The sequence below is a fragment of the Rahnella laticis genome, from assembly GCF_015644585.1.
GTDB classification, from domain to species: Bacteria; Pseudomonadota; Gammaproteobacteria; order Enterobacterales; family Enterobacteriaceae; genus Rahnella; species Rahnella laticis.
Genome location: NZ_JADOBI010000011.1, coordinates 80,537 through 101,769, shown reverse-complemented (window position 1 = coordinate 101,769; position 21,233 = coordinate 80,537). Strand labels below are relative to the sequence as shown.

Genomic DNA, 21,233 nt, shown 5'->3' with positions numbered 1-21,233 from the left:
GTTGCGGCATAACCCCTTGTATCATTGAGGTTTTAATCTTTTCGTGCAGTCGCAAAGGGCAGGTTATTTGTTACTTAGCAAACTAACCAATAAGGCTTAAGCGGGATTTTCAGCAGAATCGTCTGAACGTAAATGAATTGTTGTAGCGCGGCGAAGTGTGATCTGGATCAAACAAATTTATACATTTTAACCTGCCGTTTACCAGAAAAGGCTGAAGGTTCTGCCGGTCTGCCGTTACCTTAAGACCCGAGAGCGAGCAGTTCTCACATTTGCTTGTTGCCAGCCGTACTGAACGACGGCCAGTTGCAACCCCCGTGCCCACAGTCCGATGTGGGCTTTTTTTTGCCTTTACTTTCCCTTCACTTCTCCGACATAACCAATAGATAAAGCATATAACTTTACTTCGGTTTACTTGCTGCTCTTATAATTCATGGTAATAATAAAACCAGTTTTACTAAGCCTTCAGGCCAATCAAAAGGAGTGATGATGAAGACTTTAAAAGTAGCAGCAGCAGCCGTATTACTGGGCACTTTCTCGTTTGGCGCGATGGCCGCGCAGGAAATTACCCGCGAGCAGGCAAAGGAATACGAGAAAATAGGCCGGGTGGATACGTCGGGTGTGACGTCCTCACCGATGGATGCGAAAGCGGAACTTTCGCGTCTGGCAGATGAAAAGGGCGGTAATTATTATGTGGTTATCGCCGCGGATGAAGCAAACCGCGTCAATGCCACGGCGGAGGTTTACAAGTAAGCTTCGCCCTGCAAACTCACCTTCAACCGGAACATACCCCCGCTTTTTAGCGTATGTTTCCGGTTGATTTGCATCTTTTACACGTCTGACCCCGCCCGTTTTCTTCCCGCAAAACTGTGATCCCTTTCATACTCCTGACTTCTATGTCTATACAACTATACATTCTGTGACTTAACTCAATTAACGGCTTATTTTTAGCCACCCAATTGAGGGATTTCAGATGATTAAACTTGGCAGCAAAATTCACGATCTGGGCAAGGCCCTGATGACGCCTATCTCGGTGATTGCCGCCGCCGGGATCTTCTTAGGGCTGGCGGCCGCGTTACAGAATCCGGCGGTGACCGGCGAAGCCTTTACCCAGATGAAAACCTTGCAGCTGGTGATCGGGTTTATCCGTCAGGTTTCCGGCGCATTGTTCGCCAATCTTCCGCTGTTTTTTGCCGTTGCCACCGCGATGGGTCTGGCCAATGCAGAAAAGGCCACAGCGGCCTTTTCCGCAGTGATCGGCTTTGTCGGGCTGCACGTCGGGGTGAATTACAGCCTGCTGGCGCAGGGGATTACACCGGACACCATTACCGTTGCGAAGCTCACCGCAAAAGGCATGACCGAAAGTAACGCGATGATTTACGCTGCCGAGTTCACCAACACGCTGGGGATTTTCACCTACAACATGAGCGTGCTGGGCGGTGTGCTGGTCGGACTTATCACCATGTGGCTGCATAACCGGTTTTATACGATTGTGTTGCCGACCGCGATTGCCTTCTTCGGCGGGCGTCGTTTCGTGCCGATTATTACCATCCTCGTGCTGCCGGTTGTCGGCGTCATTATGTCGCTGATCTGGCCGACGATTGCACTGGGTATTCAGTGGGTTGGCGAACTGATTGGCCGTACGGGAGAAATCGGGACGTTCATTTATGCAACGTCGGAACGGTTGCTGATCCCGACGGGTTTGCATCACATCATCAACGAAACCGTGCGTTTCACGCCGATTGGCGGGGTGACAACGGTGGATAACCAGAGCATTGTCGGCGCGCTGAATATCTTTAATGCCGCGCTGGCGAATCCGGGGATGATTCCGGATGCCGTCACGCAGCAGGCGACGCGCTTCCTGGCGCAGGGGAAAATTCCGGTCATGATGTTTGGCTTACCGGCGGCCGCGCTGGCGATGTATCACTGCGCGCGCCCCGAACATAAAGGCCGTGTGAAAGCGCTGATGCTGGCGGGGGGGCTGGCGTCATTTACCACCGGGATCACCGAGCCGCTCGAGTTCTGCTTTATCTTCGTCTCGCCGGTGCTTTATATCCTGCATGCGGTGCTGACCGGGCTTTCGTTCGTACTGATGCAGATGCTGCATGTAATGATCGGAAACGTGCAGGGCGGGGCGATCGACTTCCTGATCTTCGGCGTACTGGGTGGCAGCAAAACGCATTGGTGGTATCCGCTGATCCTCGGGATCATCTATGCGCCGGTTTATTACTTCAGTTTCCGCTGGGTTATTTTGCGCATGAAGGTGAAAACGCCGGGGCGTGAAGATGAAAATGATGCCGAAGAACGTGCAAAACCGGCGCAGGGAACCGGCGAGAAAACCAAAAATATCATTATCGGTCTGGGGGGCGAGGGAAATATTACCGCCGTCGACTGCTGCTTTACCCGTTTGCGGGTGAAGGTCAAAGATATGGCTCAGGTGCAGGACGGCACGTTAATGAAAACCGGTGCGGCAGGCGTGAAACGGATCACCGAAACGGATGTTCACGTGATTTATGGTCCGCAGGTTGAACAGGTGGCAAATCTGGTGAAGGCGGAGTTGTCAGGCATAGCCTGATGGCCGCTAGCTTTTAACTTTGGCATGGACGCTGAAGCTGTAGTTTTTCTGGTTGTAGTAGACGTCGGAAACTTCAAACAGCGTGCCGTCGGTAAATGACACCACGGCGTGCGAATGCAGCACCGGCTGATCGCGGGACAGATTCAGTGCAAGGCGGATTTCATTGGAAGGCAGTTCGGCGGAAATGAGTTTTGTGCTGCCCGCTGGCTGAAAACCTTTGGATCGCAGATAGGCGTATTTCGACGATGTCATCGCCGCGCGGCTGATATCAGGCAGGTTATCGGCGCGCATCCAGCATTGTTCATACACGAACGGCTCATCGCCCAGCAACCGCAGGCGGATCATGAAATAGACGTCCGTTCCCGCCGGGATATTCAGCTCGCGGGCAATTTCGTCGCTGGCGGGCGTCCGGCGAAATTCCAGAACCTGATTTTCGATGCGCTGATTATTTTCCTGCGCGACTTCGCTGGCGGTCAGATGGCGGTCGAGCGGCAGGACGATTTTCTGTTGTTCGCCGGGTTCAACGACGAAGGTGCCGCGTCCGCGAAAACGCGCCACACGTCCCTGGCGCACCAGATAATCCACCGCCTTGCGCGCGGTCATGCGGGATACACCGTAGATCTCACATAATGCGGCTTCCGTCGGGATGGGATCACCGGGTTTGATCTCACCCGCGCTGATTTTCTCGGTCAGTTGTTGTTCGATTTGCAGGTAAAGCGGTGTGAACGAGTTTTTATCTATTTTCATCAGACCTGAACCTCCGGATTTAAAGAAAGTCACTTAAGGATAATTGTATAGTCAGGTATACATTTGAACCAACCAGACTGTTGATTTTCTGCGCGAAATGGGTTTCAGCACACAAAAAAGAAAGGTTGCTGACATCAGCAACCTTTCTGTATTTCGAAACCACAGGACGGTGGTGTCAGGTTTTATTCAGGCAAAATCGCCGAAGTGGTGAAACCGCACGGGCCGTTTTCCTGATTTTTGAACTGCCAGCAATGCTGATGATATTTCGCCACCGTGCTGCGGTGCGCGACGCTGATTACCGAGGTTTCCGGCAGTTCGCTCAGCAGTAGCGAATAAACCCGGTGTTCAGTTTCTTCATCCATTGCGCTGGTCGCTTCATCGAGGAACAGCGTATCAGGCTTGATCAGCAGGGCGCGGGCAAATGACAGACGCTGTTGCTCGCCCGGCGACAGGCGCTGGCTCCAGTTGGCGTAGTCATCCAGCACTTCAGTTTTCGCCAGATGCGGCAGACGGCATTGTTCCAGCACGCGCTGCAACTGCTCGTCGGTGTAATCGCGGTCAGTGTCCGGATAACTCAGCGCATCACGCAACGTCCCGATCGGGATGTAACTGCGCTGTGGCAGGAACAGATAGCGCTTACCTTCGGCCAGCGAAACATTGCCTGCGCCGTAAGGCCAGATACCGGCAATCGCGCGCAGCAATGTGGATTTACCACAACCTGAAGGACCGGCAACCAGCACACGTTCGCCCGGTTTCATGGCCGCAGAAACGTTGCAGAACAGCGGGCTGCCGTCCGGCAGATTCAGCGTCAGGTTATCAAGTTTCAACGCATGTTCTGTGTTTTGCCCCACTTTAATGCCGCGCGGCTGAGCGTTAACCTGATCAATGGCGGCGTTGAAACCGGCCAGACGGTTCACGGTGGCTTTCCAGCTTGCCAGATTATCAAACGCGTTGATAAACCAGGATAATGCGTCCTGAACCTGACCAAATGCTGAGGAAATCTGCATCAGTGCGCCGAGCTGGATTGCACCGGAGAAATAGCGCGGAGAGGCCACCAGAATCGGGAAAATATTGGCAAACTGCGCGTAGAAGTTGGTGGCAATGTTCAGGCGACGGGTGACGCGCATGATTGACCACCAGTTGGTTTTGATGGAATCAAATTTGCCGGTCAGCTGGTCGTGCTCATTTTTCTCGCCGTGATACAACGCAATCGCATCGCTGTTTTCACGGATACGGATCAGCCCGAAACGGAAGTTCGCCTCGAACCATTCCTGATTAAAACCTAAACGAACTAACGGCTTACCGACCGACCAGATGATGGCAGAACCGACGGCAGCGTAAAGGATCGCGAACCACACCATATAACCGGGGATCGTAAATTCATGGGAAGCAATCGCAAAGGACAACGGCCCGCTGATAGACCATAAAATAAACACGAAGGAGAACAGTGTGACCACGCTCGACAACAGCCCGAGCACCAGAGAAAGCGTGCCGCTGGTCAGGGAATTCAGGTCATCGGAAATACGCTGATCGGGGTTATCGACCTGATGCTGATACTCCGTGTAATAATAGGCGTGATTGGTCAGCCACTTCTCCATATACTCTTCGGTCATCCAGCGCCGCCAGCTCATTTGCAGGCCCTGCGTCAGATAAACGCGATACACCGCAATGACAATAAACAGCAGCGCCAGCCAGGTAAATTTGAAGAGCTGAGCTTTGAAAACCGGATAGTTTCTGTTTTGCAGCGCGTCATAAAAAACGCGGTTCCATTCGTTGAATTGTACGCTGAGGTACACGCCGGCCAGCGAGAGGATGATAATCGTGGTTAACATGCCCCAGGCACGCCACTTTTCTTCTGAGCGCCAGTAAGGCTTAATTAGCTGCCAGACGGCGCCCCATTGCGCCGATTTCCCAGGTTTTTTAGTCATAATTGCCATTAGTCATCGATATGTTGTGAAGCCAATCATCCCAGAATGAGTGCCTCAGCGCGATAGAGCAATGAGCCACTTGTAAGGATGTTTTTCCAGCACGAAGCTCTGTAGACCACAAAAGTAGAAGGATGTTTGATGAAAGTCGCAGTGAATTTACTGCTGGTGGCAGGATGTTTTGCCAGTGTTGAGGCGTTTGCTCAGATTGATGAACCGGATATTGCGAACGATTGCGTAAAAGCGGGCATCTATGCGGCCGCCGGAAAAGTGGCGTATCAGCAAGGGGACATCGCCAAAGCGCGGGAAATTTTCCGTAATCAGGTGGCCTGGAGTGAGTTTTGCCACAAACCGCAGGACCAGATTGCGACGGCTTACAACAACATCGCACTGACCTACATAAAGCAGGGAGATTACCTGAAAGCCAAAGCGTGGCTGATGCTGGCGCCTGCGGACAAAAAATCACAGTACAATCTGGGTCAGATCCAGCCAAAACTGGATGCCTTACCGCAGCCGGAATCTCCGGCGGGCGTTTACTGGCAATATGCCGGTTTCGGCAGCTGGAATCTGGTGGAAGTCAAAGCGGAAGAAGCGCAGTTCAAAATCGATTTCACCGGTATGTACATGGGGCAAATGTCATTGTACTACGGCCCGAACACCGGCGATTTCTCCGTCGTGACGGCGGTGAAAGATAATTACGCGGTTTATCACGAAGCCGACGATGCCTCCGCGGGCGGCGGCCAGTGCAGCGTGGATATGAAATTTGATGTCGCCAGCGTCATGCTGCATACCACCGGCGACTGCGGTTTCGGACAAAACGTCCGCGCCGAAGGGCAGTTTGTCAGGGTGACGCAGTAGGTTGAGGTGAGGATTTTCAGGTAATAAAAAACCCGCGTTATGCGGGTTTTAACGTCATGACCAGCCGGTGTAATCCGCTGGTGTCCACCGTTTGTTCTGCTATCCACAAGCTCCGGTTTGCCTGCAAATTCAGCCAGTACTCTGCTGAGCCTCCCAATACCGCTGCCAGCTTAACCGCCATTTCCGGCGTCACGGCCATTTTCCCTGTCACGATCCGCTGAGCCGTTGAAGGCGCGATGTGCAGGGCGCGGGCGAATTCACGCACGCTGACGTTCAGCTCATCCAGCGTTTCTGCAATCAGTTCACCGGGATGAGGTGGGTTATGCATGTTCATCAGTGATAATCCTGATCGTTGTATGAGTTATACATAAGAATACAGGGTGTTGCGTGTGAAGCAACACCCTGTTTCACACTATTATTCCGCCGTTTCCGCCGGATATGGGCCAAAGCGGTTATCTTCAGGATCGCTTTTGAAGAACATCAGGATCAGGTTAAAAATAGGGCAGAGGATCCACCAGCCGCTGTAACCGGTATCGTGATTACGGCGAACCATAACTGCCAGACCCGGTAAGAATGCGAATAAAGAGTAAATCGTCGAGATAATCCAATCATCGCCAAATAACAGGGCAAACAACGTTACGCCTAATGAAATAAGACCATTAAAAAGGGTAAACCACCAGTACTCCCTTCTTTTCGCCCGGCCAGAAAATGTGGAGTAATTCTTTATTGCCTTGATATACCAATTCATAATATTCCTTTATATAAATTGAGGTGGGTAATCCCAGAATGAATAGGATTTTCCCTGTACCTTTTTTGGGGAAGTGTAATGCCGTGCGGAGTCTAATACGGGGAAAGTGAGGCTTCAATTACTGATTAATGCGTTGTTATTGTTTAATAAAAGATGTTTTGGCTGTTTGGGAAAGGCTGATGGCTAACGTAATGATAAATAGTAAATAGAGTTCCTCTGTATTTTCTGAAAATAAAAAACGGCGATAAATAATATCGCCGTCAGATTTTATTCATTATTTAAAGAAGAGTATTTACTGCGGCCACTTCATTTCGCCTTTCAATACTTTTGCACTCAGCTGTAATGAAGAATCGTCTTTCAGCTGCGGATAATGTTTTTTCATCGCAGCGACCAGCGCGGCGGAATCTTTAGCTTTTGGCAGCTCTTTTTCCAGCGTCAGCAGATAGTTGCGGGTGAATTTCACGGCTTCCAGCGTCTGAGAAGCGCCTGGCAGGAAATGCCCCGGCACCACAACGGACGGTTTCAGCCCGGCGATTTCATCCAGCGCTTCGACCCACTGTTTGCGCGATGTCGTGGTTTGGGTATCGGCAGTCCAGACATGCATGTTGTCGCCATTCACCAGCACACCGCCAACGACGGCTTTCAGCGACGGGATCCACACGAAAGTGCGTTCCGCATCCACGCCCTGAATTTCAAACTTGTGGCCTTCCAGCTCGAAAGATGAGCCTTTCAGCGGAGCCGGAACGACGACCGATTTCGGCGCGTTATCTTTCAGTTGCGGGCCCCAGAAAGCGACTTTGCCGTCTTTGGTGGCATTGATCTGATCGACCGTTGCCTGTGTGGCGATAATTTTAGCCTCCGGGAAAGCCGCGTGGATCACATCCAGGCCAAAGTAAAAGTCCGGATCCGACTGGCTGATGTACACGGTGGTCAGCTTTTTGCCGGTTGCTTTGATCATCTCCACCAGTTTCTGCGCGTCATTGCGCTGGAACTGTGCGTCGATCAGCACCGCGTCTTTTTCACCGGTAATAATTTCAGAAGACACCGGAAATACGCTTTTTTCACCGGGGTTATAAACGTCCATTTTCAGCGCGGTGGCGGCATGAGCGGACAGGCTGCTGCCCAGAAGGGCGGCGATCAAAGTCAGGGGTTTCAGGGACAGGCGCATAGCATTTCCTCAGAGAGCAAAAATAATCACGTTCAGTAAGCATCTACTGTACGTTGCATAATCCGCGGGAAAAACCGGATAATACGCAACTGTTTGTTGCATAAACCGGACGAATCATGGACAGAATTACCGCTGCACAAGTCTTTGTTGCCATCGTGGAACGCGGAAGCATGATCAATGCCGCCGAGTCGCTGAATATGTCGCGGGCGATGGTGACGCGTTATTTGTCGGAGATGGAAAAGTGGTCGGGCGCACGCCTGCTGCACCGTTCCACCCGCAAGCTCAGCCTGACCGATGCCGGTGAAAACACGCTGGCGCGGTGCCGGAAAATGCTATCGGTCGCGGCGGAAATGGGCAGCGTGGCCGATACCGGCAGTGAGGCACTGCGCGGCTTACTGCGCCTGAGTTGTTCGCAATCTTTCGGGCAGGGCGCGGTGGTGATTGCCGTCAGCGAGTTTTTGCGGCGTCACCCGCAGGTGAGCATCGATCTCCAGCTGGAAAGCCGGGCAATCAATCTGGTGGAAGACCGTATCGATCTGGCGCTGCGCATTACCAATGATCTGGATCCGAACCTGATTGCCCGGCCACTGGCGATGTGTCCGTCGGTGGTGTGCGCCTCTCCGGCGTATCTTGCCGCGCAGGGCACGCCACTGCATCCGCAGGATCTGAGCGTCCACAACTGCCTGACGTACACCTATTTTGGCAAAAGCCTGTGGCAGTTTGAGCATCAGGGCGAAAAAGTGACGGTGCCGGTAAGCGGTAATCTGAGCGCCAATGAATCGCTGGTGTTGCTGACCGGCGCGGTGGAAGGCGCGGGGATTGTCATGCAGCCTTATTACTCGGCGGCGCCGCTGATTGCCCGCGGGCAGCTGGTTTCCCTGCTGGAAGGCTGGCAGCCGCAGGAAATGGGCATTTACGCGATTTACGCGTCACGGCGGCAGATGCCTGCGGCGCTGCGTGCTTTGCTCGATTTCCTGGTGGAATGGTTCAAAGGGCATCCGCGCTGGCTGTCCCTGACGGATGAAAAGCGCTGAGCCGCTTCGCAAGGCGCTTACTGGAATCGGTTCCTTTTCGGCTTTTATCGCAATTTATGCAATGTATTGTTATGTAAAGATTAATCCGGATATTGAACGTTTTGCAGGCAGTCAGGGCACAGACTGCGTCTGGTCAAAAGTGTGATCAACGTGGTATTTAAGCCAATCCGGTGGAATACCGGAGCCATTAAACATAACTAAAATATCCGGAGTTTTTATGCCTGTCGCACTCCTGGCACTGGCGCTAAGCGCATTTGCCATCGGTACCACCGAATTCGTCATCATGGGGCTGTTGCCCAATGTGGCGGGTGATCTGAATGTCAGCATTCCTTCCGCAGGCTGGTTAATCAGCGGCTATGCGCTGGGCGTGGCTATCGGCGCGCCAATCATGGCCGTGCTGACCGCCAAACTGCCGCGCAAGAAAACCCTGCTGCTGCTGATGAGCATCTTTATTATCGGCAACGTGATGTGTGCGTTGTCCTACAGCTACGGCTTCCTGATGCTGGCGCGCGTGATCACCGCACTGTGCCACGGCGCATTCTTCGGGATTGGCGCGGTCGTTGCGGCCAGTCTGGTGGCACCGAACCGCCGTGCTTCTGCGGTGGCGCTGATGTTTACCGGCCTGACGCTGGCAAACGTGCTGGGCGTTCCGCTGGGCACCGCGCTGGGGCAGGCTTTTGGCTGGCGTTCAACTTTCTGGGTTGTGGCCGTCATCGGTGTGGCGTCGCTGTTTGCGCTGTATAAAAAGCTGCCGGATAAGAAAGAAGAAGAACCAACGGATTTGCGTAAAGAAATCCGCGCGCTGGGCAGCCTGGGTTTGTGGCTGTCGCTGTCGATTACTATCTTCTTTTCTGCGGCGATGTTCGCACTGTTCACCTATATCGCGCCAATCCTGACCGAAATCACCGGCGTTTCTGAGCACGGCGTCAGCTGGACGCTGCTGCTGATTGGCCTCGGCCTGACCATCGGTAACGTGGTTGGCGGGCGTCTGGCGGACTGGCGTCTGGGCGTTTCCCTGACCATGACTTTCCTGCTGATCGCCGTGTTTTCCGTGCTGTTCAGCTTCACCAGCGTGCATCTGGTGGCCGCGGAAATCACGTTGTTCATCTGGGCGATGGTGAACTTCGCCGCCGTTCCGGCCTTGCAGGTGAACGTGGTGACTTACGGCAAACACGCGCCCAATCTGGTGTCGACGCTCAATATTGCAGCCTTCAACGTGGGTAATGCGCTGGGTGCCTGGGTGGGCGGCGTGGTGATTGAACGCGGGCTGGGCCTGAGCGTTGTCCCGCTGGCGGCGGGCGGTTTGGGCGCTGTTGGTTTCGTGCTTTGCGTGATCACTTTCCGCCGTGCGGCGAAAAAGGCTGAGAAAGCCGTCGCGTAACCTGTAAGAAATGTGTTGAAAGGGCCACGCGGAATGATTTCTGCGTGGCCTTTTTTTTGCTTTTATCTGATGTGAAGTGATCAGAAGCGGATTTCGCCGCCCGCGATATACGTCCGGCCGCGGGCTGTGTTAACCGACGTGCCCGGGTCATTCTGGCCGTACATAGAATTCAGTTTATTCAGGGCTTCTGAATAATCTTTATCCATCAGGTTCTGCACGGTGAATTTCAGCATCACGTTACGGTTAATTTCGTAGGTGCTGTAGAGATCGACAATCGTCGGGATCTTCGGCATATCTTCGTTTTCCAGCGCGCCGGTTTGTTCGTTGAAGTTCTGATCCGGTGAGGTGCGGCGGGTTTTCCCCGTGTATTTCACCAGCGAGCCTACGGTCAGGGATTCATCGAGGAAACGCACGCCGGTATCCACCGTGAAATACATCTGCGGCAGCTCGTTAATATTGCCGACGCCAAAGGAACCGGTAGCGATCGACGTCGGCTGATTGGTGTGTTCCTTGCTGAACGAAAGTTTGGCGAAGGCGCGTCCGGCATCATATTCCGCTTCAATCTCAACGCCGTGTGTGCGCACCGGCGACAGGGAATTCACGTAGATATACATGTTGTCGGAATACTCATCGCTGGCATCTTCCCAGTCGTTTTGGATATTTTCGCCAATGCTGCATTTGCGGCCATTACGGCACACCATAAAGGATTCGCTGTAGATGTAATTCTTGATTCTGCTGGTGTAATACAGGGCTTTCAGGCGGAAAGCATCCTCTTCAAACAACAGGTTACCGGCAGTGGAGTTGAAACCAATCTGGTAGGTTTCAGCCCGTTCGCCTTTCAGGAACGGGTTCATGGACGCGCCGCCTGAGTTGGAGAAAAACACTTCCTGAACGTTCGGACCGCGCATGGATTTGCTGTAGCTGACAAACGGCTGGAACCATGGCCGGACTTCCGCCGACAACATGACCGACGGGTTAAATCCGTCTTCGGTTAAATGGATATCCTGGCCACCCTGCGGGAAACAGGCAACGCGCGGATCGCACGCCGGTTTGTATCCGCTGAGATCGTAATAGCTGTAATTCAGGTCAAAGTTGGCCTGCCAGATGCCTTTTTTCAGCTCCAGCCCGGTATACAGGCTGTAAACATCCTGTTTGCCGGAAGGCTGGAAAGTGTTGTTCTCGATGGACTGTTCTGCCGCATCCGGGTTATCCGGATCCCAGGCGTTGCTGTTGATGTTTTTATCGTACTTATTACGCATCAGCTTACTGCCATAACTCCACGCTAAATCCACGTCAGCGAGCGTAAAGCGCGAGGTGTTATTAATATCGAGAGCGTCAGACTGATTGCTGGCATCGGTATTATAAAAAGTATAAAGCGTGTTCTCGTTATACTTTTGATTCCCGCGGCTGGTGCTCAGCATCAGATTAAAATCCACCAGCTCAGAGAAGGGCGCGAAATGATATTTCATATAGAAGTCATCGCTGCGGATATCACGCTGGGTAAATTTATTCTCGTAATGCCGCCCGGATAATTCAATAGAGTTAAATTCATCCGGTTTAATATCCACTTTCACTAACTGGGATTTCGGATTCTGGCGGTAACTCTTTTCGTAGCCGAAATCGCTGCTGTTCTGACCGTCGCCATTTTTGAAATCAGCATCGATAGAACTGCCGCTGATGGCCGCCATAATGCCAAAACTGCCGGTGTCGGTGAAGGCGTCTGTTTTGCTCGCCACCGCCACCATACCGCTTTCGCCGATGCCGTTATTCCCGGCGGAAAAGCGGGTGCGTATCCCGAACGGATTGCCGGAAAAAATCACGTCATCTACGCCGATAGTGCGCAGGTTGGCGCTGCCCGCGAGGGCGTTAACCCCGGCTGAACCGGCGCTGGAGCCGCGCGAGACATCAATGCCGACCAGGAAATTCGGGTCGATCAGTGCGCCCGCCGCGCTGCTCGTCGAGCCGTGGGAAATCCCGCCCGGTACTGAGGAGCCGTAGAAGTTTTGGGTGACGCCGTCGATCATGGTGTTGACGCGCCCAAAGCCGGACATTCCGCGAATATTGACGTCTACCGTGCCCTGGCTCGGGTCAATCTGCGTGAAGGTGCCGGGTATACCGCGCAACACCGAATCGGTCGATTGCAGGTTGGTGTTTTCACCACGCGAGCTGAACGCGCCGGGCTTTGCCATCGCTTCATGTTCACTGTTTACTTTTGCCGCAGAAACTTTCAGCGGGCTGAAGGCGACGGTTTCTTTATTACTTTCTGAATCTGTGGTGTCAGCGAATGCCAGCGGTGCGGCCAGCGTTAAACCGGCACTTAATATGCCGGTGAAAAGTGTATTTTTCATATTCCCTCGAGGAGCGATATTTTCTAATTGTTATTGCCCTGCATTGCGTTCCGTAAATTAAAAACGGGGACTGCGATTATTATTATTTTTGTCCATCTCAAGGATGAAACTGTATTCCTGCGCGGTATTTTTCAGGCGGTTCAGGCGGCCTGATTTCCCGCCGTGCCCAGCGGCCATTTCGGTGGACAGTAAGATCAGGGAATTCCCCTGATTCATGGCGCGTAATCTGGCGACCCATTTCGCCGGTTCCCAGTAGGGCACTTGTGAGTCGTACAATCCGGCCGTCACAAACAGATTCGGGTAAGCGGCTGGTCGCACATTGTCGTAAGGGCTGTAGGATTTGATGGTCCGATAGGCGGCGGGCTGCGCCGGATTTCCCCACTCTTCGTACTCGCCTTCGGTGAGCGGTAACGTCGGATCAGACATGGTGGTCAGCACATCAACGAAAGGCACCTGCGCCACGACCGCGTGAAACAGCGCCGGTGCCTGATTGATGACAGCGCCCACCAGCAGGCCGCCCGCGCTGCCGCCCTGAGCGTATAAATGCCCCGGCTGGCCGAAACCTTTCTCCGCCATCGCCTGCGTGGCATCAATAAAGTCATTGAAGGTATTCGGTTTTTTGTCGAGTTTCCCTTGCTGATACCACTGCTGACCCAGCTCGCCGCCGCCGCGAACGTGGATCAGCGCAAACACAAAACCGCGATCCAGCAAACTGATGCGGCTGGCGCTGAACGCCGGATCCATGCTCATGCCGTACGCGCCGTAGCCGTACGCCAGCAGCGGATTCCGGCCTTTCTTAAACAGCGATTTGCGGTACACCAGCGAAACCGGCACCTGCACGCCGTCGCGTGCGGTAATCATCAGCCGCTGACTGGCATAATTGGCCGGATCCACGCCTTCGACCGGCTTTTGCTGCAACAGCGTGCGGGTACCGGTCGCCATGTCCCATTCATAAATCGTGGTTGGCGTGGTCATCGAGGAATAGCCGTAACGCAGTTTGTCGGTTTCCGGGCTGGGGTTGGAACCCAGCCACGCCATGTAACTTTCTTCATCGAACGGCACGGTTCGCGTTTTGTGATCTTCCCGGCCAATCTGTTCCAGCTGCACGCGTCCCTGGCTGCGAACCTGCAACACCAGATGGCGGCGGAACAGCGCGAAGTTTTCCAGGTCACGGTTATCGTCTGGCGCGATCAGCGTTTGCCACTGACCTGCGATGTCAGTTGTCTGATACAGACCGAAATGCGGGCTGTACAGGTTGGAGCGGATGTAAAACTGGCCGCGGTAATGATCCAGATAATATTCAACGCCCGCACGACGTGGCGTGAAGCGCTGCGGAACCGCCAGCGGACTGGCGGCCGGGATCAGATGAACTTCAGACGACGTACTGCCGCTGCTGAGAATAATCAGGAACTCACCGGACGCCGAACGGGAAAGGCCGAGGTAAAATCCGCCATCTTTCTCTTCGTAAACCCGCGCGTCCTGCGCCACCGGTGTGCCGATTTTGTGGCGATAAACCTGATACGGCATCAGCGTTTGCGGGTGATTACGGATGTAAAACAGATAATTTCCGTCGGCGGACCACGCCATACTTCCCGAGGTATTGTGCAGTACGTCGTTTTGCCAGCGGCCGGTGTTGAGATTGCGCAGGCTGACGGCAAACTGGCGACGCCCCTGCGTATCTTCGGCAATAGCCATTTGCTGATTATCCTGACTGATTTCCAGCCCGCCAAACTGATAAAACTTTTTGCCCGCCGCACGCTGGCTGGCATCGGCCAGCGTCTGCCAGACGGTATTTCCGCCAACCGGTTGACGCAGATATTGTGCGTAATCCTGGCCCGGTAAATAGCGTTGCTGATAGCGATAACCGCGTAATTCGTAGGGCACGGATTCGGTGTGTTCGCCCTGACGCAGGCGCATTTCCTGATACAGCGTGTTGGTCAAATCTGACCAGCGCGACATTACCTGCGCGCTGTACTGGTTCTCCGCACGCAGATAATTCAGGACCTTAGGATCCTGCCGGGAATCGTCGCGCAGCCAGTAATAATTGTCCGTCCGGCGCTCGGTTGCACTGCTCAAAATATGCGGATGTTTTTCAGCGACCGGCGGCTGGAATTCAGCGGTTGCCGTCGCGCAGAAAAAGAGAGTTCCCGCCAGTAACAGCGTAATAAAACGTGAAAAAGTCATAGTGGCCCGATGATATTGAAAACAATAAATATTCCCTGAAAAACTCAGGAATAAAGGTATTAACCGTTTGGTTTTACGACTTCCGGCTGCCGCCGTCGCTGAGCGTGAATTCCAGCGGCATACTGACCGGCACTTGTCCGGCTTTCAGCATATCGCCCGGCGGTGGCGGCAGCGGGCTGGCGCGTTGCAAAACAGCCAGCGCTTCGCGATCCATCGACATCGTGCCGGAAGATTTCAGCAGGCGGCTGCTGATAATTTCTCCCCGCGCATCCACGACAAACGCCACCTGCGCGACGCCCGTCCGGTGGCGCGCAATCGCATCCTGCGGATATTTTTTCAGGCGGTTAAGCTGCACCTTCACCCGGGTTTCCCATGTCACTTTCGCGCTGGCGGACTGCGTGGAATCGCTGTTCATCGGTGCGGCGATTTTGTCGGAAAGGCTTGCGGTTGCCGGTGGCGCGGCGGCACTGGCAGCGGAAGCGCGGGTTTGATCCTGCGAGCGCTCCTGTGTTTTCTGTACCGGTTTCGGGCGCTTTTGCTGTTCTTTCGGTTTCTTATGCTGCTGAACCAGTTTGATTTCCGCGCTTTCATCGACCGGCGGCGTGATGTTTTTTTGTTGCTGCTGCACGGCTTCCTGCTGGCTGGACGCAGCCGAATCCACCGCCTGCACAATGCCTACCGGCAGCGGTTTAGTCAGTTGGTTATTTTCGATATCAGCGGAGAACGTCAGCATGACGGCGGGCGGCGGCAGCTCGACAGGTGACGGTACGGGCGCGGACCACAGGAAAAATGCGGCCAGCGCGACGTGAATCGTCACTGATAAGAGAAGCCCGAGGCTCCGGCGCTGAGGACGGAAGATAAACGCCGCAGCAGCCGGAGATCCGGAAGGAGAGTAAGTCGTCATTTAGTCCATTAAAATGATAATGAGATTCAATATTATTTGATAATAGTAATCATTTGTAATGGGTCTTAACAAGAAACTTTCGATTCCTCCACAATTTAATTTCAGTAGACACAATGATTTAATGGTTATCAGGGCGCAGATTTCGCCGCCGCGGCTGCCGTCGTCCAGACAAAATCGGCCTGTGATTTATCAATCACCACGCCTTTTTCGGCCAGTATCAGAACGGCGACAGACGCCTGAGGATCCAGATCCTGAATATGCACCGGCACGCCGATACTTTTTCCAGCGTGATAGCCCCCGGCAATCAGCAATGCGGGCGCAGGCGCGGCCAGCAGACGCTCAGCCATGCGGCGGTCGCGTTGTTGCTGAATGGCGAGCATCGCGTGTAACTGCTTTGCATCGATATTTTGCTGATGAGAAGTGCGGATGGTGTCGCTGATGGCATCACGAACATGCGGATCTGCCGCGTGAACGCCCGCCGGGAAGACGGGTTTTTCGTAAAATGCCATGATTTCACTGCGATTCAGATTGGCGGAAAGCAGCGGATATGGCGCTTTCATCGCGGTCATCACCACATCGCTGTACATCGACCAGTCCCAGCTTTTCTGCCAGTTAATCAGCTCTGTAACCCGGGCAGGCCGCGCTTCCGCGCCGGTTTGCAGCCAGGCTTTTACCTGATCGACTTTCGGCTGCTGATCCGGCGTCAGCATTTCCATCAGCACGCTGCCTTGCGGGCGGATCTCCGGCAGGCGCTGAACCAGCCAGTTTTCAATCTGATGATGCGCGGGGTTGTCATGTTTTTCGCCGACGATGACCCTTGGTGCGGCGGCAAGCTGGCGGAGCAGCTGATCCGGCGTCAGCGTTTTTCCGGTGCGTAAATCCTGAATCTGGCCTGAAGGCGCGGTAGCGGGAACGGCGGTATTGTGCGGTGCGGTCGAGCAGGAGGTCAGTGCAAGTGTGGCCAGAAGTAACAGCTTTTTCATTGTGATCCTCATTTTCCATAGCGGGACAGTGCCCGCATGTTATGGATAATGATTATCATTTACAAGATCAGCCGCCGACGACCACCTCGAGGCGTTCTGCGAACCGTTGTGCCTGCTGATGACAATGTTCGGTAAATGTCGTGACCAGCGCGGAAGCGGGGCGGTGCAGCGGTTTGATCAGGCTGACGGTAAACGGCACGGCGACGCTGAATTCGCGGATCACCACGCCGTGGTCGCGTTCGGCATAATCCAGCGCCGTCAGCGGATTGACCACCGACACGCCCGCACCTTCGCGCACCATGCTGCATACCGAGGCGGCGCTGTGTGTTTCCATCACCAGCCGCCGGGTAACCTGCTGCTCGGCGAACAGCGTATCCAGTAACTGCCGGTAGCTGTCGGTGGCCGACAAACTGATAAAGTTCAGGCCGCTGAAATCCTGCGGTGTCAGGCACTTTTTCGCCGCCAGCGGATGGCCTGCGGGCAGCACGCAAACTTCGTTGAGCGTCAGCAGCGTCTGCCGTTCAGTGCCGGCGGGCGTCTGAGTGTTTTCCGTCAGCCCCAGATCATGACGCTGCGCCGACAGCCACTCTTCCAGCAGCGGCGATTCCTGCGGCACGATGTTAAAACTGACGTCAGGATACTTGTCGAGAAACGGTTTACAGACCGCCGGTAACAGCGACTGGCTGAAAACCGGCAGACAGGCGATCGACAACTGCGCCTGCTCAAACTGGCGGATCCCTTCCGCTGCGCTGATGATCCGGTCCAGCCCGTAATACGATCGCTGCACTTCTTCAAACAGCCGCAAACCCTGCACCGTCGGGTATAAACGCCCGCGCAGACGCTCAAATAACTGGAGATCCAGCAGCTTTTCACAGCGCGCCAGCTCGCGGCTAACCGTTGGCTGTGAAGTATTGAGCAGTGCGGCGGCTTCGGTCAGGTTGCCGGTGGTCATCACGGCATGAAAGATTTCGATGTGGCGCAGGGAGAGAGCGGGCATGAGTTTATTGCATTCCGGCAAGGTATTTAGCCATATCATAAATGAATAGACTAGCCTGAAATAGATATTTTATCGGCGCTTCATCAGCCGTCATACTGAACGAAATATGACAGCCTTCATCTGACGGAAAATCTTATGCCACGCGCCCTGAACGATACGTCCACTGCACTTAACGCCGCGAATTTGCTGGCGCTTGTGCAACAATTTGGTTGCCCGGTCTGGGCGTATGACGCTGAAATCATTAAGCAACGTATTGCACAGTTACGTGAATTTGATGTGATCCGCTTTGCGCAAAAAGCCTGTTCGAATATTCATATTCTTCGCCTGATGCGTGAGCAGGGCGTGAAGGTGGATTCGGTATCGCTGGGCGAAATAGAACGTGCGCTGGTGGCCGGTTTTATTCCGGGGCGTGAAAACAGTGAAATCGTGTTCACCGCCGATGTGCTGGATCAGCCGACGCTGGAACGCGTAACGGCGCTGGATATTCCGGTGAACGCCGGTTCCATTGATATGCTCAGCCAGATTGGTCAGCACAAAGCCGGGCATCCGGTATGGCTGCGCGTGAATCCGGGCTTCGGCCACGGTCACAGCCAGAAAACCAATACCGGCGGTGAGAACAGCAAACACGGGATCTGGCATGCCGATTTACCGCAGGCGCTGGCTGAAATTGCCCGTTACGGCCTGAAACTGGTGGGTATTCATATGCACATTGGTTCGGGCGTGGATTACGGCCATCTTGAGCAGGTTTGTGATGCGATGGTTCGCCAGGTCATTGAAACCGGACAAGATATTGAAGCGATTTCAGCTGGCGGCGGGTTGTCGATTCCGTATCATTTTGACGAAGAATCTATCGATACCGGCCACTATTTTGGTCTGTGGAACCGTGCGCGTGAGCAGATTGCGGCACACCTCGGGCATGAAGTGAAACTGGAAATCGAACCGGGGCGTTTCCTGGTGGCGGAATCCGGCGTGCTGGTGGCGCAAATCCGCGCGGCGAAAAACATGGGCAGCCGCCATTTCGTGTTGTGCGACGCCGGGTTTAACGATCTGATGCGTCCGGCGATGTACGGCAGTTATCACCATATTTCACTGTTACCGGCAGATAACCGCGACCTCAGCGGTCAGCCGCTGACGGAATCCGTGATTGCCGGGCCTTTGTGTGAATCCGGCGACGTATTTACCCAGCAGGCAGGCGGCGGCGTTGAAACCTTCCCGCTGCCACCGGTGCAGATCGGCGATTATCTTGTGTTCCACGATACCGGCGCATACGGTGCATCGATGTCTTCCAACTACAACACCCGTCCGCTGCTGCCGGAAGTGCTGTTTGAAAATGGTGTTCCGCGGTTGATTCGCCGCCGTCAGACGGTAGATGAACTGATTGCCTTAGAGTTATAATTTTTAGCATCTCCCCCTGCTAAGGGGGAGATGCCGGACTCACGCCTTCTCAAACATCTCTTTGCGCAGTAACACGATTTCTTCGGCCAGTTCGCGGCACAGCATGGCGGTCATCAGATGATCCTGCGAATGCACCATAATCAGATTGACCGGTATTTTCCCCACGCCTTCATCCAGCCCGATCAGCTGCGTCTGCACTTTGTGCGCGACGCGCGCCGCATCGTCTGAAGCTTTCAGCATGGCATCGGCCTGCTCCCATTCCTTTTTGCGGGCGTGCTGAATCGCCATCATCGCGTTAGAACGCGCTTCCCCGGCGTTGATCAATAACTCCATTACCGTTTGTTCCAGATCGAATTCCATCGACATCTCCAAAATTGGTATACCAGAAAGGGGTGAATTCATCATATTGGAATTCCAATATTCACATGTGAGAACGCTGTCACAGAAATTAATTCGTATTCCGCTATTTTTTGGCATGCCACATTAAGACAACAATCACCAAAAAGATGGACGGAATTTCTCTCAGAACCGGAATCTGACTTTATATTCGCACTCAACCTTTATCCTCTGATACGTCAAAAGGTCAATGCGAAACAAACACCTGTAAAGCAAAACACAATATTAAAAGAGGTGGTGTCATGTCACTGAAAGACCGTTTTATCGATTCTCTCGGGGGATTCGCGAATACTTTTAATAGCCTCAGATACATCATGGCTATTAAGGCTTCTTTTATCACGTTAATGCCGGTCATTATCGTGGGGGCATTCTCAGTTTTAATTTCAAATATGGTGATGGATCCGAAAAACGGATTAGCCCACTTTGAAATGTTCTCCTGGCTGGCGACGCTCAAACCGATTATGAGCAGTATTAACTACGCCACGCTGAGTTTCCTGACTATCGGCGCGGTATTTTTAATTGGTATTGAACTGGGCAAAATTAACGGCTCGCGTTCGTTATTTCCCGGCCTGCTGGCGGTGATTTGTTTTATTGCCGTCACGCCGACGACCGTCGATATGATGGTCAACGGCCAGATGCAGGAAGTGAAAGACGTGCTGGCGAAACAATTCTCCGACACCAAAAGCCTGTTCCTCGGCATGTTTATTGCCATTCTCTCGGTGGAAATATATTCCCGCCTGGAAAAGGTAAACGGCCTGCGCATTAAAATGCCGGAAAGTGTGCCGCCGAACGTTTCTGCATCGTTCTCCGCACTGATCCCCGCGATCATTACCGTGGTTATCGTCGCCACATTCGGCTTCGTTTTCCATCGCGTGACCGGCATGTATTTGTACGACGCGGTGTATCAGGTGATCCAGCGTCCGCTGGAATCGGTGATGCAAAGCCTGCCGGGCATTCTGCTGCTGATGTTTGTCGCGCAACTGTTCTGGGTCATTGGTATTCACGGCAATCAGATGATCAAACCCATCCGTGAGCCGCTGCTGCTGGGCGCGATCATGGTGAATATGACGGCGTTCGAGCAGGGACATGAAGTGCCGAACATCATCACCATGCCGTTCTGGGATGTGTACATGAGCATCGGCGGTTCCGGCTGCACTATCGGGCTTTTGCTGGCGGTCATGCTGGGAACGCGCCGCAAAGAAATGCGCGAAATCGCCAAATTATCCATGGGGCCGGGCTTTTTCAACATCAATGAACCGGTGATTTTCGGCATGCCGATCATGCTCAATCCGATTCTTGCGATCCCGTTCATCATCACGCCGCTCATCACCGGCACTATCGGGTATTTCGCGACCAGCCTGGGTTTTGCCGGACGTGCCGTGGTGATGGTGCCGTGGACCACGCCGCCGATCATCAACGCCTGGCTGTCGACCGCCGGTTCGATGGGCGCGGTGATTACCCAAATTGGCTGCATCGTGGTGGCAGTGCTGATTTATCTGCCGTTCGTCAAAGTGGCTTCGCGCCGCGCAGAACAGGCGCAGATTGATGCTATTGCGCAGCAGCAAAAACGCGCTGCGACGGCCTGAATTCGGG

At 53.8% G+C, this 21,233-nt stretch carries 18 protein-coding genes; 7 read left to right on the top strand and 11 right to left on the bottom strand.

All coding sequences use genetic code 11. From position 1 onward, the window contains the following. Positions 1-486: 486 nt before the first annotated feature. Complete coding sequence (locus IV433_RS20690) at positions 487-750, top strand: YdgH/BhsA/McbA-like domain containing protein (protein WP_195815719.1); 264 nt, start codon at positions 487-489, stop codon at positions 748-750. A 220-nt stretch (positions 751-970) separates the two neighbouring features. Continuing rightward, positions 971-2,572 carry a PTS transporter subunit EIIC gene (locus IV433_RS20685; RefSeq protein WP_195815720.1) on the top strand — a complete coding sequence of 534 codons (1,602 nt, stop codon included), beginning with the start codon at positions 971-973 and terminating at the stop codon, positions 2,570-2,572. 6 nt (positions 2,573-2,578) lie between these two features. Here the strand turns inward: IV433_RS20685 and IV433_RS20680 are convergent, their stop codons facing one another. Then, positions 2,579-3,319: a GntR family transcriptional regulator gene (locus IV433_RS20680; RefSeq protein ID WP_195815721.1), complete on the bottom strand. Its 741-nt coding sequence runs from the start codon at positions 3,317-3,319 to the stop codon at positions 2,579-2,581. Between the two features lie 182 nt (positions 3,320-3,501). After that, a complete protein-coding gene (locus IV433_RS20675) occupies positions 3,502-5,256 on the bottom strand; it encodes an ABC transporter ATP-binding protein/permease (RefSeq protein WP_195815722.1) in 1,755 nt (584 codons plus the stop codon). Positions 5,257-5,385: 129 nt separating this feature from the next. On the opposite strand from IV433_RS20675, the gene IV433_RS20670 reads away from it, so the two are divergent. Then, positions 5,386-6,102 carry a tetratricopeptide repeat protein gene (locus IV433_RS20670; RefSeq protein WP_195815723.1) on the top strand — a complete coding sequence of 239 codons (717 nt, stop codon included), beginning with the start codon at positions 5,386-5,388 and terminating at the stop codon, positions 6,100-6,102. 37 nt (positions 6,103-6,139) lie between these two features. Here IV433_RS20670 and IV433_RS20665 read toward each other — a convergent pair whose 3' ends face one another. The 3 genes from IV433_RS20665 to IV433_RS20655 form a co-directional block, all read right to left on the bottom strand. Beyond that, positions 6,140-6,436 (bottom strand): HigA family addiction module antitoxin, encoded by a 297-nt coding sequence (locus tag IV433_RS20665; RefSeq protein WP_195815724.1) that lies wholly within the window; start codon positions 6,434-6,436, stop codon positions 6,140-6,142. Positions 6,437-6,517: 81 nt separating this feature from the next. Then, positions 6,518-6,850 (bottom strand): DUF805 domain-containing protein, encoded by a 333-nt coding sequence (locus IV433_RS20660; RefSeq protein WP_195815725.1) that lies wholly within the window; start codon positions 6,848-6,850, stop codon positions 6,518-6,520. 292 nt (positions 6,851-7,142) lie between these two features. After that, positions 7,143-8,018 (bottom strand): MBL fold metallo-hydrolase, encoded by an 876-nt coding sequence (locus tag IV433_RS20655; RefSeq protein ID WP_195815726.1) that lies wholly within the window; start codon positions 8,016-8,018, stop codon positions 7,143-7,145. Positions 8,019-8,134: 116 nt separating this feature from the next. On the opposite strand from IV433_RS20655, the gene IV433_RS20650 reads away from it, so the two are divergent. Continuing rightward, positions 8,135-9,052: a LysR family transcriptional regulator gene (locus IV433_RS20650; protein WP_195815727.1), complete on the top strand. Its 918-nt coding sequence runs from the start codon at positions 8,135-8,137 to the stop codon at positions 9,050-9,052. Between the two features lie 217 nt (positions 9,053-9,269). Beyond that, positions 9,270-10,433, top strand: coding sequence for an MFS transporter (locus IV433_RS20645; RefSeq protein ID WP_195815728.1), 1,164 nt, complete (start codon positions 9,270-9,272; stop codon positions 10,431-10,433). Between the two features lie 80 nt (positions 10,434-10,513). Here the strand turns inward: IV433_RS20645 and IV433_RS20640 are convergent, their stop codons facing one another. The 5 genes from IV433_RS20640 to IV433_RS20620 all read right to left on the bottom strand — a co-directional run bounded on the left by IV433_RS20640 (position 10,514) and on the right by IV433_RS20620 (position 17,849). Beyond that, on the bottom strand, positions 10,514-12,781 hold the full coding sequence (locus IV433_RS20640) for a TonB-dependent receptor domain-containing protein (protein WP_195815729.1): 2,268 nt from the start codon (positions 12,779-12,781) through the stop codon (positions 10,514-10,516). 57 nt (positions 12,782-12,838) lie between these two features. Continuing rightward, positions 12,839-14,965, bottom strand: coding sequence for a S9 family peptidase (locus IV433_RS20635; RefSeq protein ID WP_195815730.1), 2,127 nt, complete (start codon positions 14,963-14,965; stop codon positions 12,839-12,841). Positions 14,966-15,038: 73 nt separating this feature from the next. Beyond that, a complete protein-coding gene (locus IV433_RS20630) occupies positions 15,039-15,869 on the bottom strand; it encodes an energy transducer TonB (RefSeq protein ID WP_195815731.1) in 831 nt (276 codons plus the stop codon). A gap of 128 nt (positions 15,870-15,997) precedes the next feature. Next, positions 15,998-16,852, bottom strand: a complete 855-nt coding sequence (locus IV433_RS20625; RefSeq protein WP_195815732.1) for a ChaN family lipoprotein — start codon at positions 16,850-16,852, stop codon at positions 15,998-16,000. Positions 16,853-16,919: 67 nt separating this feature from the next. Then, the gene (locus IV433_RS20620; protein WP_195815733.1) at positions 16,920-17,849 is read right to left on the bottom strand and encodes a LysR family transcriptional regulator; all 930 of its coding nucleotides are present in this window, start codon (positions 17,847-17,849) and stop codon (positions 16,920-16,922) included. A 135-nt stretch (positions 17,850-17,984) separates the two neighbouring features. Here IV433_RS20620 and lysA point away from each other — a divergent pair, with 135 nt between their 5' ends. Next, positions 17,985-19,244, top strand: a complete 1,260-nt coding sequence (gene lysA / locus IV433_RS20615; protein ID WP_195815734.1) for a diaminopimelate decarboxylase — start codon at positions 17,985-17,987, stop codon at positions 19,242-19,244. Between the two features lie 39 nt (positions 19,245-19,283). On the opposite strand, the gene IV433_RS20610 is transcribed toward lysA, so the two are convergent. After that, the gene (locus tag IV433_RS20610; protein ID WP_101079260.1) at positions 19,284-19,604 is read right to left on the bottom strand and encodes a PTS lactose/cellobiose transporter subunit IIA; all 321 of its coding nucleotides are present in this window, start codon (positions 19,602-19,604) and stop codon (positions 19,284-19,286) included. Between the two features lie 278 nt (positions 19,605-19,882). Here IV433_RS20610 and IV433_RS20605 point away from each other — a divergent pair, with 278 nt between their 5' ends. Then, positions 19,883-21,226 (top strand): PTS sugar transporter subunit IIC, encoded by a 1,344-nt coding sequence (locus tag IV433_RS20605; protein ID WP_101079259.1) that lies wholly within the window; start codon positions 19,883-19,885, stop codon positions 21,224-21,226. The last annotated feature ends 7 nt before the right edge of the window (positions 21,227-21,233 follow it).